This is a genomic window from Oceanobacillus jeddahensis, assembly GCF_000750635.1.
GTDB lineage: Bacteria > Bacillota > Bacilli > Bacillales > Amphibacillaceae > Oceanobacillus > Oceanobacillus jeddahense.
The window spans coordinates 901,705-915,610 of the sequence record NZ_CCDM010000002.1; the positions used below are offsets into that span (position 1 = coordinate 901,705).

16 protein-coding genes are annotated in these 13,906 nt (G+C 36.2%); 13 read left to right on the forward strand and 3 right to left on the reverse strand.

Annotation, left to right across the window (positions count from 1 at the left end; genetic code table 11):
• Positions 1–346: 346 nt before the first annotated feature.
• Positions 347–487, reverse strand: a complete 141-nt coding sequence (locus BN986_RS12060; RefSeq protein WP_040980271.1) for a sporulation histidine kinase inhibitor Sda — start codon at positions 485–487, stop codon at positions 347–349.
• Positions 488–1,017: 530 nt separating this feature from the next.
• On the opposite strand from BN986_RS12060, the gene BN986_RS12065 reads away from it, so the two are divergent.
• The 12 genes from BN986_RS12065 to BN986_RS12120 all read left to right on the forward strand — a co-directional run bounded on the left by BN986_RS12065 (position 1,018) and on the right by BN986_RS12120 (position 10,942).
• Positions 1,018–1,167, forward strand: coding sequence for a hypothetical protein (locus BN986_RS12065; RefSeq protein WP_157037075.1), 150 nt, complete (start codon positions 1,018–1,020; stop codon positions 1,165–1,167).
• A gap of 619 nt (positions 1,168–1,786) precedes the next feature.
• On the forward strand, positions 1,787–2,302 hold the full coding sequence (locus BN986_RS12070; RefSeq protein WP_052400757.1) for a YqeG family HAD IIIA-type phosphatase: 516 nt from the start codon (positions 1,787–1,789) through the stop codon (positions 2,300–2,302).
• A 2-nt stretch (positions 2,303–2,304) separates the two neighbouring features.
• Positions 2,305–3,414: a ribosome biogenesis GTPase YqeH gene (yqeH, locus tag BN986_RS12075; RefSeq protein ID WP_040980273.1), complete on the forward strand. Its 1,110-nt coding sequence runs from the start codon at positions 2,305–2,307 to the stop codon at positions 3,412–3,414.
• A 428-nt stretch (positions 3,415–3,842) separates the two neighbouring features.
• Complete coding sequence (aroE, locus tag BN986_RS12080; protein ID WP_040980274.1) at positions 3,843–4,673, forward strand: shikimate dehydrogenase; 831 nt, start codon at positions 3,843–3,845, stop codon at positions 4,671–4,673.
• A 1-nt stretch (position 4,674) separates the two neighbouring features.
• Positions 4,675–4,968: a ribosome assembly RNA-binding protein YhbY gene (gene yhbY, locus BN986_RS12085; protein ID WP_040980275.1), complete on the forward strand. Its 294-nt coding sequence runs from the start codon at positions 4,675–4,677 to the stop codon at positions 4,966–4,968.
• 127 nt (positions 4,969–5,095) lie between these two features.
• Entirely contained in the window at positions 5,096–5,677 is a 582-nt protein-coding gene (locus tag BN986_RS12090; protein ID WP_040980276.1) for a nicotinate-nucleotide adenylyltransferase, read from the forward strand.
• A complete protein-coding gene (gene yqeK, locus BN986_RS12095; protein WP_040980277.1) occupies positions 5,652–6,236 on the forward strand; it encodes a bis(5'-nucleosyl)-tetraphosphatase (symmetrical) YqeK in 585 nt (194 codons plus the stop codon). Before BN986_RS12090 ends, yqeK begins: the two co-directional genes overlap by 26 nt.
• Positions 6,229–6,585, forward strand: a complete 357-nt coding sequence (rsfS, locus tag BN986_RS12100; RefSeq protein ID WP_040980278.1) for a ribosome silencing factor — start codon at positions 6,229–6,231, stop codon at positions 6,583–6,585. Before yqeK ends, rsfS begins: the two co-directional genes overlap by 8 nt.
• Before the next feature lie 5 nt (positions 6,586–6,590).
• Positions 6,591–7,337 carry a class I SAM-dependent DNA methyltransferase gene (locus BN986_RS12105; RefSeq protein ID WP_040980279.1) on the forward strand — a complete coding sequence of 249 codons (747 nt, stop codon included), beginning with the start codon at positions 6,591–6,593 and terminating at the stop codon, positions 7,335–7,337.
• Positions 7,338–7,441: 104 nt separating this feature from the next.
• Complete coding sequence (locus BN986_RS12110) at positions 7,442–8,050, forward strand: helix-hairpin-helix domain-containing protein (protein WP_244444991.1); 609 nt, start codon at positions 7,442–7,444, stop codon at positions 8,048–8,050.
• Positions 8,051–8,075: 25 nt separating this feature from the next.
• Positions 8,076–8,654, forward strand: a complete 579-nt coding sequence (locus tag BN986_RS12115; protein ID WP_040980280.1) for a ComE operon protein 2 — start codon at positions 8,076–8,078, stop codon at positions 8,652–8,654.
• Positions 8,651–10,942, forward strand: coding sequence for a DNA internalization-related competence protein ComEC/Rec2 (locus tag BN986_RS12120; RefSeq protein ID WP_040980282.1), 2,292 nt, complete (start codon positions 8,651–8,653; stop codon positions 10,940–10,942). The genes BN986_RS12115 and BN986_RS12120 overlap by 4 nt, the downstream gene beginning before the upstream one ends.
• A gap of 297 nt (positions 10,943–11,239) precedes the next feature.
• On the opposite strand, the gene BN986_RS26165 is transcribed toward BN986_RS12120, so the two are convergent.
• Positions 11,240–11,374, reverse strand: coding sequence for a YqzM family protein (locus tag BN986_RS26165; RefSeq protein WP_040980284.1), 135 nt, complete (start codon positions 11,372–11,374; stop codon positions 11,240–11,242).
• A 688-nt stretch (positions 11,375–12,062) separates the two neighbouring features.
• Between BN986_RS26165 and holA the strand changes: the two genes are divergently transcribed.
• Positions 12,063–13,067: a DNA polymerase III subunit delta gene (gene holA, locus BN986_RS12130; RefSeq protein WP_040980286.1), complete on the forward strand. Its 1,005-nt coding sequence runs from the start codon at positions 12,063–12,065 to the stop codon at positions 13,065–13,067.
• Between the two features lie 210 nt (positions 13,068–13,277).
• On the opposite strand, the gene rpsT is transcribed toward holA, so the two are convergent.
• The gene (rpsT, locus tag BN986_RS12135) at positions 13,278–13,538 is read right to left on the reverse strand and encodes a 30S ribosomal protein S20 (RefSeq protein WP_040980288.1); all 261 of its coding nucleotides are present in this window, start codon (positions 13,536–13,538) and stop codon (positions 13,278–13,280) included.
• Positions 13,539–13,906: the final 368 nt, after the last annotated feature.

The window sequence follows — 13,906 nt, forward strand, 5'->3', positions numbered from 1 at the left end:
AAACTACCTCAGTACCAAATCCCACCACAAGGTGTGATCGTTCATAGTCTATAATAGTACACCATTTTTAATAAGCTGGGTAAATACAGCTACAAACGAAGGCGCCTATCCTTGCCTTTCAGATTTCGTTTGCTATGTTTTTCTTTATTCATTATCTCTTTACGGCTTTTTACACACACAAAATCAGAGTGCTATATTTGATTATAACCTATTCAGAAGATCGATGCATACAAAAAGAATGCTGTTTTAAGAGTTGGAAGTTTGTATTTTAAATAGGAAGAAATGGGGGAAAACCACAAAAAAAAACTTCAATTTTTTAGATTGAAGTTTCGCAAACAAGACAAAATTATACAGATTCTTTGATTTTATGAGTCAGAGATCTTTTATGGATTTCTTCCTCAAATAAAGAAAGAAAATCAGGACTTAAGTTTAATGCTATTGCCGTATAATAAGATTCCAGTAATAGTTCGTCCGATAATGTTTCCACAATACAACCTCCTCATTAGTCAGCAATTCTTTTAAGATAATAATAATTTAACACGTGTATCTTGTGTTAACAAGCTTTAACTTATCTACATATAGTTGTATATAAGTTGTGTATAAGACGGTGGGTAACCTTGCTTAAGAGTGTTGTTGATGGATTCTTATGTTGATAAAGTTATCCACAAAATCGAAAAATATCGGAATTTGTCGAACGATTTTTAAAGCAGGGAAGCATTTTTGTCTATGGACCTGCATAGTTTCATTTTGCAAAAAAGAATAAAAAGGAAATCGATGTCGATTGGTTGAACATTACGATAGAGATAATAATTCTTTGAAACGCTAGTCAGTTGCAGTAGGATTAGGTATAATGTGATGTAGCGTAGAGATGCTATCATTCTACATGTTCAAAAGTATATAAGCTGAGTAATATATTTTGAGAGTAATCTACCCGCGTATTCTCTTATTTTTTGGTGAGAAAATTAAATGAAATTACTTACTTATATAATGTTAAACTTCCTTCATTGGGGTTTTTCGATGCACAAATCTTTACGATGGGTGCGTGGATTGAAATTGAATCAGACAGATGGCGATTTGGAACGTATGGGTTCGCACTCTATTATGAGACGAGTACTCGCAGCCCCTGTTCCAGGAAGTACTAGTACAGACGTTGCAACAGCTGACTAAATAGAAGTTAGATCTGACATAATATATTTTTCGTGGTACATGGTAAATATGTTCAGCAATGATTATTTTTTGTGCATGAAAGCTATTTCTCATGTTAACTATCCATGCTGTTATGATTCGAACTGCTAAACCAACCATTTGAAATAACGGAATGACCGTGTCATCAAGCGATAGAGATACTATTTCGTCCAACCCAACAGGATGTTATCTCTTATATTCGCTGTAGAATCCTATCAGAGCGCAGGCCAACCACGCAGACTCCTATGGGAACAGGGCGAGCTGAAGATCCACTTGAAAAGCGGTTTTCTTTTCAAGTTAGCTGAAGCCGTCCCCATGGAAAGCGGAGTGGTTGGCCGGAGCGGAAGCTATACACTATCATTCGTTCAAAAAAGCTGAATTAATCAAAAAAATAATGATGAACACGATAATCCAGGAATAGCAAGATATATATATCTACTTTTGGGAGCGGAAGTTGAGTTATTATATAGGGTAAAATGAAGGTATCTAATATTAATTATTTGACCTATTACAGTAATACTATTAATAAGCTATCTTTACATAAAAGGATACGATGCAGGGAAAAGAAAAGTTAACTAAACGGAAATTTTGAGGTGTGTATATGTTTTCTAAATTTTTGCCGGATGAGCAAATTGATCAAATTTTTGACTTGAAACCAGAAAAATTAAAAGAACTGGGTATTAAAGGAATTATAACTGATTTAGATAATACCCTTGTTGCATGGGATGTAAAGGATGCAACACCTGATGTAATTACATGGTTTAAATCAATGGAAGAAAATGATATAAAAGTAACAATAATATCAAATAATAATCAGGAACGTGTCACAGTATTTTCAGAATCGCTGGGAACACCGTTTGTATTTAGTGCAAAAAAACCTTTGAGCAGAGCTTTTAAAACCGTTGCAAAGCAAATGGATCTGAAAAAAGAAGAAATACTGGTCGTCGGTGATCAGCTGCTGACAGATGTTCTTGGCGGGAATATTGCTGGGTTTTACACCGTTTTAGTTGTTCCTGTGGTACAAACAGATGGTAAAATAACAAGGATTAATCGTTTAATTGAGCGAAGAATTTTAAAAAGAATGCCAAATAAGGATAACCGTAAGAGGGAGGAATAAGGTTGGAGCAGCACATTTGTCAAGGATGTGGAAGTATTATACAAACAGAGCATCCTAATGAACCAGGCTATGCACCGGTTAGTGCATTAGAAAAGGATATTATTTTATGTAAAAGGTGTTTCCGCCTGAAGCATTATAATGAGATTCAGGACGTATCGATTACGGATGCAGACTTTTTAAAAATGGTAAGTTCCATTCGTGATAGAAATGGATTGGTTGTTCATATTATTGATATTTTTGATGTGAATGGCACGTTATTAAGTAATTTACCAAGAATTACGGGAGATAATCCGATTATTTTAGTAGGTAACAAGCTTGATTTATTGCCGAAATCAACCAATGAAAATAAATTAAAACAGTGGCTGCGTCATGAAGCGAGTCAGCTGGGGATAAAAATAAAGGATGTTGTGTTAATTTCTTCTGTAAAAGGAAAGGGAATTGATGAGCTGAAGCAAAAAATAGAAGTACACCGGGCAAATAAAGATGTATTTATTGTCGGAGTCACAAATGTTGGGAAATCAACTTTTATCAATCGTTTAATCAAAGAGTCAACAGGAGAGGAAAACGCGATAACGACTTCTTATTTTCCGGGAACGACGCTAGGATTTATTGAAATACCATTGGATGAAGAAACATTTTTAGTAGATACTCCGGGGATTGTGAATAAACAACAGATGGCTCATTATGTTTCTGAAAAAGAATTAAAAATGATTACACCGAAAAAAGAAATTAAGGCAAGGGTTTATCAATTAAATGAGCAACAGTCATTGTATATCGGCGGTTTGGTAAGATTGGATTTTATTAAAGGAGAGAAGCAATCATTTATTTGTTATTTCTCGAATGATTTAACCATCCACCGGACAAAATTGGAGAATGCAGATGAACTGTATGAGAAGCATGCTGGAGAGCTGTTATCTCCGCCGTATAAAGAGCATTTGAATCAATTTCCGCCATTGGTGGCTCACAGCTTTAAAGTAGGAAATGGAAAAGTGGATATTGTTTTTCCGGGGTTAGGATGGATCAGCGTTCAAGGAGAGGGAGCGACTGTCGTTGCGCATAGTCCGAAAGGTGTTTCTGTATCTACAAGAACCTCCTTTTTATCAGGACAGTAAACAGATCAAACTTTAGATTATACGTAGGAAAAGGGTACTAAAAAGCATTAGCTGAGAAATGTCTTGCATCTATTAGAAAATATGTTGGCAGTTTTAGAGGAGCAATACTTCCCCGCTAATCATTAAAGGACTTTTTGAGATAAGACATAAAATAATATGGAAAATCATTTATCACGGAGAAGCGTCCGTAAAACTCCCGCCTCAAAATAAAGCGTGAAAATAAATTTATTTAGGTGGGAGATCAGGTGAGCTAACTCCCTGAATCACTTAGGTTAACGCAGTGGGAGAATTAAGGAAGCAGACTAAGTTCGCGACGTCCTGAGACTGGAACTGCGATTACTCGTCCCATCGTAAAGAGTTGTGCGTCGAAAAACTCCCACTGAGTGAAGTTTCGTTTTATATTGTATAGAGAGACAGGAGGTACTGCTTTGAGTTTAAAATTTAAATTAATCGGTTATCCCATCAAACATTCTTTATCACCTTGGATTCAGACTACATTTTTAGAACGGTCTGGCATAAAAGGTTCTTATACATTGCATGAAATAGCAAACGAAGGAATTTTTGAGGAAGAAATCAATAAGCTGAAGGCAGCAGAAGTTAATGGATTTAATATTACTGTTCCTTATAAAGAAACGATTATACCGTACCTTGACAGGTTAGATGTTACGGCAGAACGTGTCGGGGCTGTTAACACAGTTGCGTTGGAAGGAAATGATTGGGTCGGATATAATACGGATGGCGTTGGTTATGTTCAGGCATTACGCGATAAGTTTCCGGATATGGATGGCAATAAGGATGTTCCAATTTTAATACTTGGTGCCGGTGGAGCAGCACGCGGTATTTTCCACGGTTTAGTTCTGGCAGGCTTTAAAAATCTGACGCTTGCGAACCGTACCAGATCAAAATGCGAAAATATTATAAATGGAGCCGATGCTTCTATTATTACATTAGCAGAAGCCGAGAAAAATATTGCAGCTTTTGATGTTATCATTCAGACAAGTTCTGTAGGAATGAATGAAGCTGAACAAATTATAGATCTGAGCAATTTGCGGCAAGGTGCTATTGTCAGTGATATTGTGTATCAGCCGCTTGTAACACAGTTTTTAAAACAAGCCGAAGAAAAAGGCGGACGCATTCATTATGGTCACACCATGCTGCTTTATCAGGCACAGAAGGCATTTGAAATTTGGACAAATAAGAATGTAAATGTTGAAGGAATGGACGAAGAAATGATAGCAAAAATCAAAGGAGATAAATAAGATGTTAACAAATAAACAAAAGCAATTTTTACGCAGCGAATCACATCATATTAAACCAATTTTTCAAGTTGGCAAGGATGGTGTAAACGATAATATGCTAACTCAGATAAAGGAAGCTTTAGAAAAAAGGGAATTAATAAAGGTCAGTATCCTTCAAAATTGTGCAGAGGATAAGAATGATGTTGCAGAACAAATTTCCTCAGGTACAGAATCAGAAGTAGTACAGGTTATCGGAAGCACTATTATTTTATATAAAGAATCCACAGATCATAAAGAAATTAAACTGCCGAAATAAAAGATGTTCAAAAAGTCATCAGCGATTTTGAAGGGGATAATCATAACCTCAAGACGTTTCTATGTCAGGATTTGACTCCTGACTTGACTGTTTTGAACACGCATTAATCATTGCAGAAGGTGAGTCTTTGAAAAAGATTGGAATTTTAGGCGGAACATTTAACCCGCCGCATATTGGTCATTTATGGATTGCTGAAGAAGTAAGGGTCAGAAAGCAATTGGATGAAATTTGGTTCATTCCGACGCGGACGCCTCCTCATAAAAAAACTTCGGTTCTTGATGCAAGTCACCGATTAGGAATGCTTAAGCTGGCTGTAAAAGGAAATCCGTATTTTCAAGTGAATGCTTTAGAACTTGAAAGAGATGGAAAATCGTACACCTATGATACGATAAAGGAATTGACAATGAACTATCCAGAAGTTGATTTCAGCTTTATTATCGGGGGCGATATGGTAGAGTATTTGCCGAAATGGTATCTCGTGGAAGAATTAATGGAAATGGTTCATTTTATAGGTGTAACCAGACCAGGTTATACATTAGAAACTCCATATCCTGTCGACCGTCTGGAAATACATCCATTAGATATTTCTTCTACCTTTATAAGAAATCGATTAAAAGAAGGAGAGCTGGTTCGTTATTTGCTTCCTGATGATGTTATGAATTATATTAAGGAGAATCAAATTTATGGATATAGAGACCCTCAAGCTTGATTTGGAAGAAAGGCTGACGAAAGGAAGATATGAGCATACCTTAAGGGTAACGGATACTGCAATAAAATTGGCTGAAACCTTTCGTGAATCCGAAGAAAATGCAAAAATTGCTGCTTTATTTCATGATTATTGTAAATATGATTCTTTAGAGGAAATGAAGCAAACTATTGCAGTAAACAACAAACTTCCGGATTTGTTACTTTCTTTTCATCATGAATTATGGCACGGGCCGGTAGCGTCTCTTCGAATCGAAGAAAAGTACGGCATTACAAATCAAGAGATAAAAGATGCTATTTTTTTTCATACAACTGGAAGGTCAAATATGACAAAACTGGATAAAATAATCTTTCTTGCTGACTATATAGAGCCAGGCAGAGATTTCCCCGGTTTAGATGAAGTGAGAGATGTGGCTAAAATAGATTTAACAAAAGCATGCTACCTGGCTGCAAGGAATACGGTCTGTTACTTAATGGAGAAGAATCGTACCGTATACCCTGATAGCTTTCATGCTTATAATGACTTAAATCAACACGTTTTTGGAGGAATGAAAGATGAATAATAAAGAATTAATTCAAGTAGTGGCAGAAGCCTGTGATGATAAAAGAGCAGAAAATATTGTTGCTTTAGATATGAATGAAGTATCTCTGGTTGCAGATTATTTCGTGATTTGCCACGGCAGTAATGAGCGGCAAGTACAAGCGATTGCGCGCGCAATAAAAGAAACTGCTGAAGAAAATGGAAAAGATATTAAAAGAATGGAAGGCTTTGAGGAAGCACGTTGGGTTCTTGTGGATGTTGGTGATATTGTTTGTCACGTCTTCCATAAAGATGAAAGATACTATTATAATTTAGAAAAACTATGGGGCGATGCGGATCGTATTGCGCTAAATATTACAAAAGAAGGTTAAAGGAAATGGCCTATCGTAAAATGGCTGAGGTTTATGATGAGCTGATGGACAATGTTCCTTATGATGACTGGATGGTTATGATCCAGCAAATGATAGCTCAGAAAGAAAGCCCGGTACAATCGATTATTGATTTAGGATGCGGTACAGGGGTTATCACCAGAAAGTTAGCAGCGGCCGGATACACGATGACAGGAGTAGATCAGTCCGGTGAAATGCTGAGTCAGGCACAAAAAGGGCTGGAACCGGCTGATAGTATAAAATGGGTAGAGGCTGATATGACAGAGTTGGATGATTTACAGCATTACTATGATATGGCAATTAGCTGCTGTGATGTGATAAATTATCTGACAAGCCTTGAGGATATAGAAAAGGCGATTAAAAATATATACCGGATGTTAAAAACAGACGGCATATTTTTCTTTGATGTTCATTCTATGCATACAGTAGAGGATATTTATATCGGTCAGACGTTTTCCGACGTTACAGATGAAGCAGCTTATATTTGGGAGTGTATCCCGGGGCAGGAAAAGGGAGAAATGTATCACGAGCTTACCTTTTTTCATCAAGAAGAAGGAGGCCATTTCATTCGTTTTCAAGAAAAACATCATCAAAGAACATTTCCGGTAAAAGTATATCAACAAATTTTAAAAAAAATTGGATTCAAAAAAATTAATATTTACGCTGATTTTTCATTGGAAATAAATAATTGGAATGAACAGTCAGAAAGAATTTTCTTTTTAGCTGAAAAATGAATAGCAAAAGTAAATTTTAACCTGTTTTCTTAGAAAAAGGAGATTATCTTTCTTTGTCGAAATACTATATGGAATACTATTTTGGCAAAGAAGGAGGTAATATCTTGTATTGGTTAAAGAAAAATATTCTCATTTTTATTGTTATTGCTGCTGTCCTCGTATTTTTTATCTTTGTGAGTAAGAAAGACACCTCCAGTCCGCTGTCTGCCTCATTGAAATCTTCTGATATGGATGATTCGATAGAACCCCCGCTTGTTGAAGAAGCTCCAGAAACACAAAATCATACTGCAGTGGTCGATGTAAAAGGAGAAGTCACAGAGCCGGGAGTATATGAAATGGAAGAAGACGACCGCATACGGGACGTTATTGAACGTGCGGACGGCTTTACTGAAAATGCAGATATTCTTCAAGTGAATTTAGCTCAAATCGTTCAGGATGAAATGATTATCCTGATACCTGCTGTTGGTCAGGAAGAAGAGAATACAGTGAACGATTCTGCCGGAGAGCAAGGAAGTAACAATAAGATAAAAATAAATACAGCATCCAGTGAAGAGCTGACGCAATTGCCCGGTATTGGTCCTGCAAAAGCAGAGGCAATTATCGCTCACCGGGATAATCACGGACTATTTCAAAAGGCAGAAGATTTACTAGAGATTTCCGGTATTGGAGAAAAAACACTGGAGACGCTGATAGAGCACATCCAGGTGCCGTAGAAAATAAGGGAAAGAGGTAATCATCATGGAGAGAATTGCTTGGGATCAATATTTTATGGCGCAAAGTCATTTATTAGCTTTAAGAAGTACATGTACCCGTTTAATGGTAGGCGCTACGATTGTCCGGGATAAACGTATCATTGCCGGCGGTTATAACGGCAGTGTTTCAGGAGATGTTCATTGTATTGATGAGGGGTGTTATGTGATTGACGGACATTGTGTAAGGACCGTTCATGCAGAAGCAAATGCGCTTCTTCAATGTGCAAAATTTGGGGTGCCGACAGATGGCGCTGATGTATATGTTACCCATTTTCCTTGCCTGCAGTGTACAAAACAACTTATACAAAGTGGAATTAAAAACTTATTTTATGCGGAGGATTACAAAAATCATCCTTATGCTGTCCAGTTATTTGAAGAAGCAGGGGTAAAAACACAAAAAGTGCCATTGGTGGATGCTGTAGTCGATACAAAGTTTGCAGAAAAGAACGCTTTTGTACATGAGCTTATGGAGAAGCTGGATGCATTAAATGTAACATCAGGTGAAAAAGAGACAATGAAAGCAGAGGCAGATCGATTATTTTTTAATGAAGAGAAAAAAAATTGACCGGATATTGGCATTTTCCTGCGATTGCATCTGTATTAGCCATTTTATATCTTATCTTGGATATGAAATGGCTGCTCCTCTTTTTTATCGTATGGCTTCTGTGGCTGAAGCTTTTAAAAAAAATGAATAGTACGGTATGGCTAATTACCATATTCAGCTTCCTCACTTTTGTATATATAGTTCCCGTTGTTCCCCAGACGGAATATGAAGAAAGCTCAATAGCAGCAGAGGTTACTGGAAACATTGAAGGGGAAGTAAAGGTCAGTTCCAAACAAATACAATTTACCCTCCAACCATTGCATCATTCCACTAAACTTTTAGTTACTTATTTTCCTGAAAAAGAGGAAAATTACCGTGACATCCCTCTTGAACATTCCTTATTTCACGGCTCCAGATGTACGATTCATCAACAAATTGAAATTCCGCCTTCCAGTACAAACCCCGCACAATTTGATTTTCGTCAATTTCTGTTACAAAAACAAATTACGCACCAAGCAGTATTACAAGATTTTAATGATATAGAATGTATTTCAGAAAAAGGCATGCTTTCTTTTTTGTATCAACTAAGAACAGGCTTGTTAAATCGAATGGAAGATACATGGAGTGAAGAGACAGCTATTTGGATCAACGCCATCGTTTTTGGAGATGCTTCTGGAATGGAAGAATCTATAACAGAGTTGTTTCAGCGATTTGGTTTATCACACATTATAGCTATTTCAGGCACCCATGTAACGCTGGTCATCGCTTTTTTATATTTACTGTTAGTGAAAGGCAATATCATCACAAAAGAGAAAACACATTTGTTTTTAATGGTTTTTCTTCCGGTTTATTCCGTCCTTGCCGGAGCTAATCCTCCTGTTCTTCGTGCTGCAATCATGATGGTGGGACTCCTTATTTTTCAAAAGTATCGATGGAAACTTCCCTACTCTGATTTGCTGTGTATCGTGTTTATGATATTTATTCTTTGGGATCCTTATATCATTTATCATGTCGGCTTTCAGTTTTCTTTTGCAGTAACCTTTTCCATACTTTTGTCCCAGAAATGGATCAGTCAATCGAAATCACCGGTATGGAAGGTCTTTCAGGTGAGTTTTATTGCACAAATGGCCATTCTTCCACTTCAGATTTATTATTTTAACATTTTTCATCCATTGTCTATCTTCATGAATTTAATCGTCATCCCTTATTTTACCTTCTTCGTTATTCCCGTAATGTATGTTTTTGCAGTTATTTCTTTTTTACCTAATAAGATGATCCTATTTTTGGATGATATTTTTGTGTTCATTCATGAAAGGGCCCTACAGTTTATTGGATGGATTGATCAGACATTATTCCCGCCAATGTATTTAGACCAATTATCGATCATTAGTGTTATTATTTATTTCGTTTGCTTCTTCTTATTTATGCGATGTTTAGAGTATAAACAAGAAAAAGCAGCAGCGATCATTGGAATTATTTTTATACTGCCTATTTTAATGACTGCCAGTAAACCTTATTTTCAAGATGAAGGTATTGTGACCATGTTTGATATGGGGCAAGGTGATGCAATTTTAGTGGAAGCAGCAAAGAGGGAAGCGGTAGTTATGATTGATGCTGGAGCAGCTTTTCATTTTGAAGATATGGAACCAACTAGGGGAGTGTATAAGAATATTATTCGTGCTTATTTTCATCAGAGAGGGATCAAAGAGCTGGATGCAATTATTATTTCACATGACGATGTAGACCATTTTGGAAGCGTACGCTTTATTTTAGAAGAGGTTAGCGTAGAAGAAGTAATCGTAAGTCCTTATTTTGATGTAACATTATTAGAAGAATTTAAAGAGATACAGCCTTCTTTAAAAATAACGTATGCAGAAGCGGGTGATTTACTCCGTTTTAATGATGCTATTTCTTTCCAAGTGTTAGCACCGGATGCGGATAAGGGAGATGCAAATGACAATTCGATCGTTTTATATACCAACTTAGGATTAAAATGGCTGTTTACAGGAGATATTAGCAAGGAAATAGAAGAGCAAATCGTACGTGATTATCCGGCACTGCAAGTTGATATTTTAAAGGTTGCCCATCATGGCAGCAACACATCAACCAGCGAAGTATTTTTAGAAGCTGTCCAGCCGCGGGCTGCTTTGATTTCAGCAGGAAGGAATAATCGGTATAATCATCCGAATGAAGAAGTGCTGGAAGTGTTGGAGCGTAATCAAATTCAGGTGTACCGAACGGATAAACAAGGGGCGATTCAATTTTTTTACACAGATGGGGGAGGAACTTTTTCGCCCTTTTTACCATAAAATAAATTTAGAAAAGAACTTGTTAGCCAAGAACCAAAAGCACAAAGTATCCTGACAGCTAAAAAAGCAATGTCTCGCGCTTAAACTTACTTGTCTTATCGTAAAGAGTGATGCGCCTAAAACCTCTCACTGAATGAAGTTTCACTTTATACTTTTTAAAGGCAAAAAAAAGAAGAGATGTAATCCCTTCCTTTTTTGCAGATAAGAAACAAAAACTTTTTCTGCTGCATAAGTCCAAACGAAAGTAGTCACTTAAAACAAGGTGACAACCGGGTTTTTAACCTTTTATCTCTTTTATTATTGACCAATTACGCTGATGGTTACACCAACTGCAAAAATGATAAAGAAAAAGAGAAATGAAAAGGTAAATCCTTTAATGGAGTCTACGACATCGCTTCCTTTGTACTGTGGATCTTTTTCGAATTCGTTCAAGATATACCCCTCCTATGCTCACAACTATAGTATAAATCATCCTCAAAAAAAAATCTACATTCTTTATACGATTCCTTCATGATGAATACAGCCATTTTTAGCAACAGTTAACATCTATACTTTTTGCCTAAAAGCACAAATTATATATAAGCAAATATCGTTCTTAAAATTTGTTTCTAGAGCTTATTTTAAGACGTTTAATATAGATGCTTTATAAAGGAGGAACACAAAAGTCTTGTGATTCTTCCTTTATTTTTTGTTGCGTTTATGCCAGCTTCCTTATAGGATGAAAAGAGATGAATTTATCACGGAGAACCGTCCGTAAAACTCCTGGCTTAAAATAAAGTGTGAAAATAAATTAATTTAGGCGGGAGATCAGGTAAGCTGACTCCCGCTGAGTGAAGTTGCGTTTTATACTTAGCACTTTTTCTTTTAGTACATGCTCAAAACGCCAAATAAAACGACATAACAAAAGGAAAAGACCTTTTCCTAAAAGCGCTCATGCGTTGGGATGGTTCGGGAAGTCATCACAGTACGTGAATAAGTCATCAACTGTTTTTTTCAGCCCGATTGGGATACACCCTTATATAAAAATCGTTAAACTTTTCACCGTATTTTAAAACAGAAACATAAAGAAATCGTATATAATTTGTAATGAAATATTGTTTAGATGGGAAGCGAAATATACATGATGGATCAAATAAAAAAAATAAAAAGCAATCAGATTCAACCAATTTACTTTGCCTTTGGAACAGAATCATTTTTTTTAGAACAATTAAAAGACCGATTAATCAAAACCGTTTTAGACGGGGATAAAACAAATCTGTCTTTATATGATTTGGAAGAAACATCTATACAAGAAGTATTAGCAGATGCGGAAACATTTCCATTTTTTGGTGACCGTAAATTAATATTTGCCAGCAATGCTTCTTTTGTAAAAACAAAACCTGATAAAGCACCATTTGAGCATAATTTAACCTATTTACAGGAGTATTTACAAAATCCGCCTGATTATTCCGTTTTACTAATTATAGCGCCATATGAAAAATTAGATGAACGTAAGAAAGTTACAAAACAATTAAAAAAGCTGGCATATTCCGTGGACTGTCATTCTGTACAAGAAAAAGATGCAAGAACATGGATTCAAAGTCTGATGAAGTCCTATGGGATAGATATTGACCAAGAGGCAATGGAAATATTAGAGGCAGAGGTTTCTAATAATATTCAGCTCTTACAAAGTGAAATCGAGAAGCTGGCTCTTTTTGTAGGCGAGAATGGGATTGTTACAAAAGAAATTGCCCAGCAGTTAGTATCACACACACCCACCACTACATCTATTGCACTTGTTGATGCTGTTATGAAAGGGAGTATCCAGGAAGCCATTCAAATTTATAAGGATTTGGAGAAAATGAATGAAGATCCTATTGCAATGATCGGTTTACTTGCTTATCAATTTCGGATGATCTTAAGGGTAAAGCAGCTAAAAAAGAAGGGTTATTCTCAATTTCAAATTCAGAAAAATATTGGTGCACATCCTTATGTCATTAAAGTTGCAATGGCGAGAGAAGCAAAATTATCCGAGGAACGTTTGTCTTATATCCTTTGTCAGCTTGCAGAAACGGACGCTAAAATGAAGCAAGGGTTAATGGAGAAAGGGTTAGCATTTGAACTTCTGTTAATGGATGTAGTTTAGGCGGGTATATTCGTTTAACTAAGGTGTGAGGATCAGTTAATTCAACGAATACCGGTTAGGTAAAGTTAAATCGTTGAAAGTCTCGTTGTGCATATAATAGAGAAGAAATCCAGGGATAAAATAAAATTAGAAAAGTTCGTCCTTTAGTCTAAAAATAAAAGGTGAAGTACTTACGGCAATCTCCGTACTTACTTCACCTTTTATTTATTATTATGATGCGTTGATTTTTTTAGCTAAACGAGATTTTTGACGATTAGCAGCATTTTTGTGGATAATTCCTTTTTGAGCTGCTTTATCAATATGTTTGCTTGCAGATTGGAATACTGCTTTTGCATTTTCAGTATCGTTAGCTTCTACAAGTTTCTCTACACGTTTAATTTCCGTACGCATTGCAGAAAGTTGTGAACTGTTATTAACTCGTTTCTTTTGGTTAACTTCTACGCGTTTAATTGCAGATTTAATATTTGCCATGTTTATTCACCTCCTAAAAAGTGTGCGATTAAAAAAACATGTTTCATATGCTTTAATCAGTTGTCAATTTTCATTGTACGACAAGAGTATTTTACCAAAGCTACCCTATCTTTTCAATAGAATTGTTACTTAATCAACAAATTGGTATGAAATTATTCCAGGCGTGCATGCTAAGAATGTATAAATACAGGAGTTTTGTCACAGCGTGAAAGTCCATCTTTCTTCTTGTTTAGTCAGGGTGACGTATAGATGGGGAATTGGAAGACGGACATTAATCTCCTGGTTAATTCCGGCAAACATGTTGCTGGTCACACAGGTGTTTTCGTTGAGGTAAATCATCCCTGCCTCAGGAAGCAGAGATATTCGTT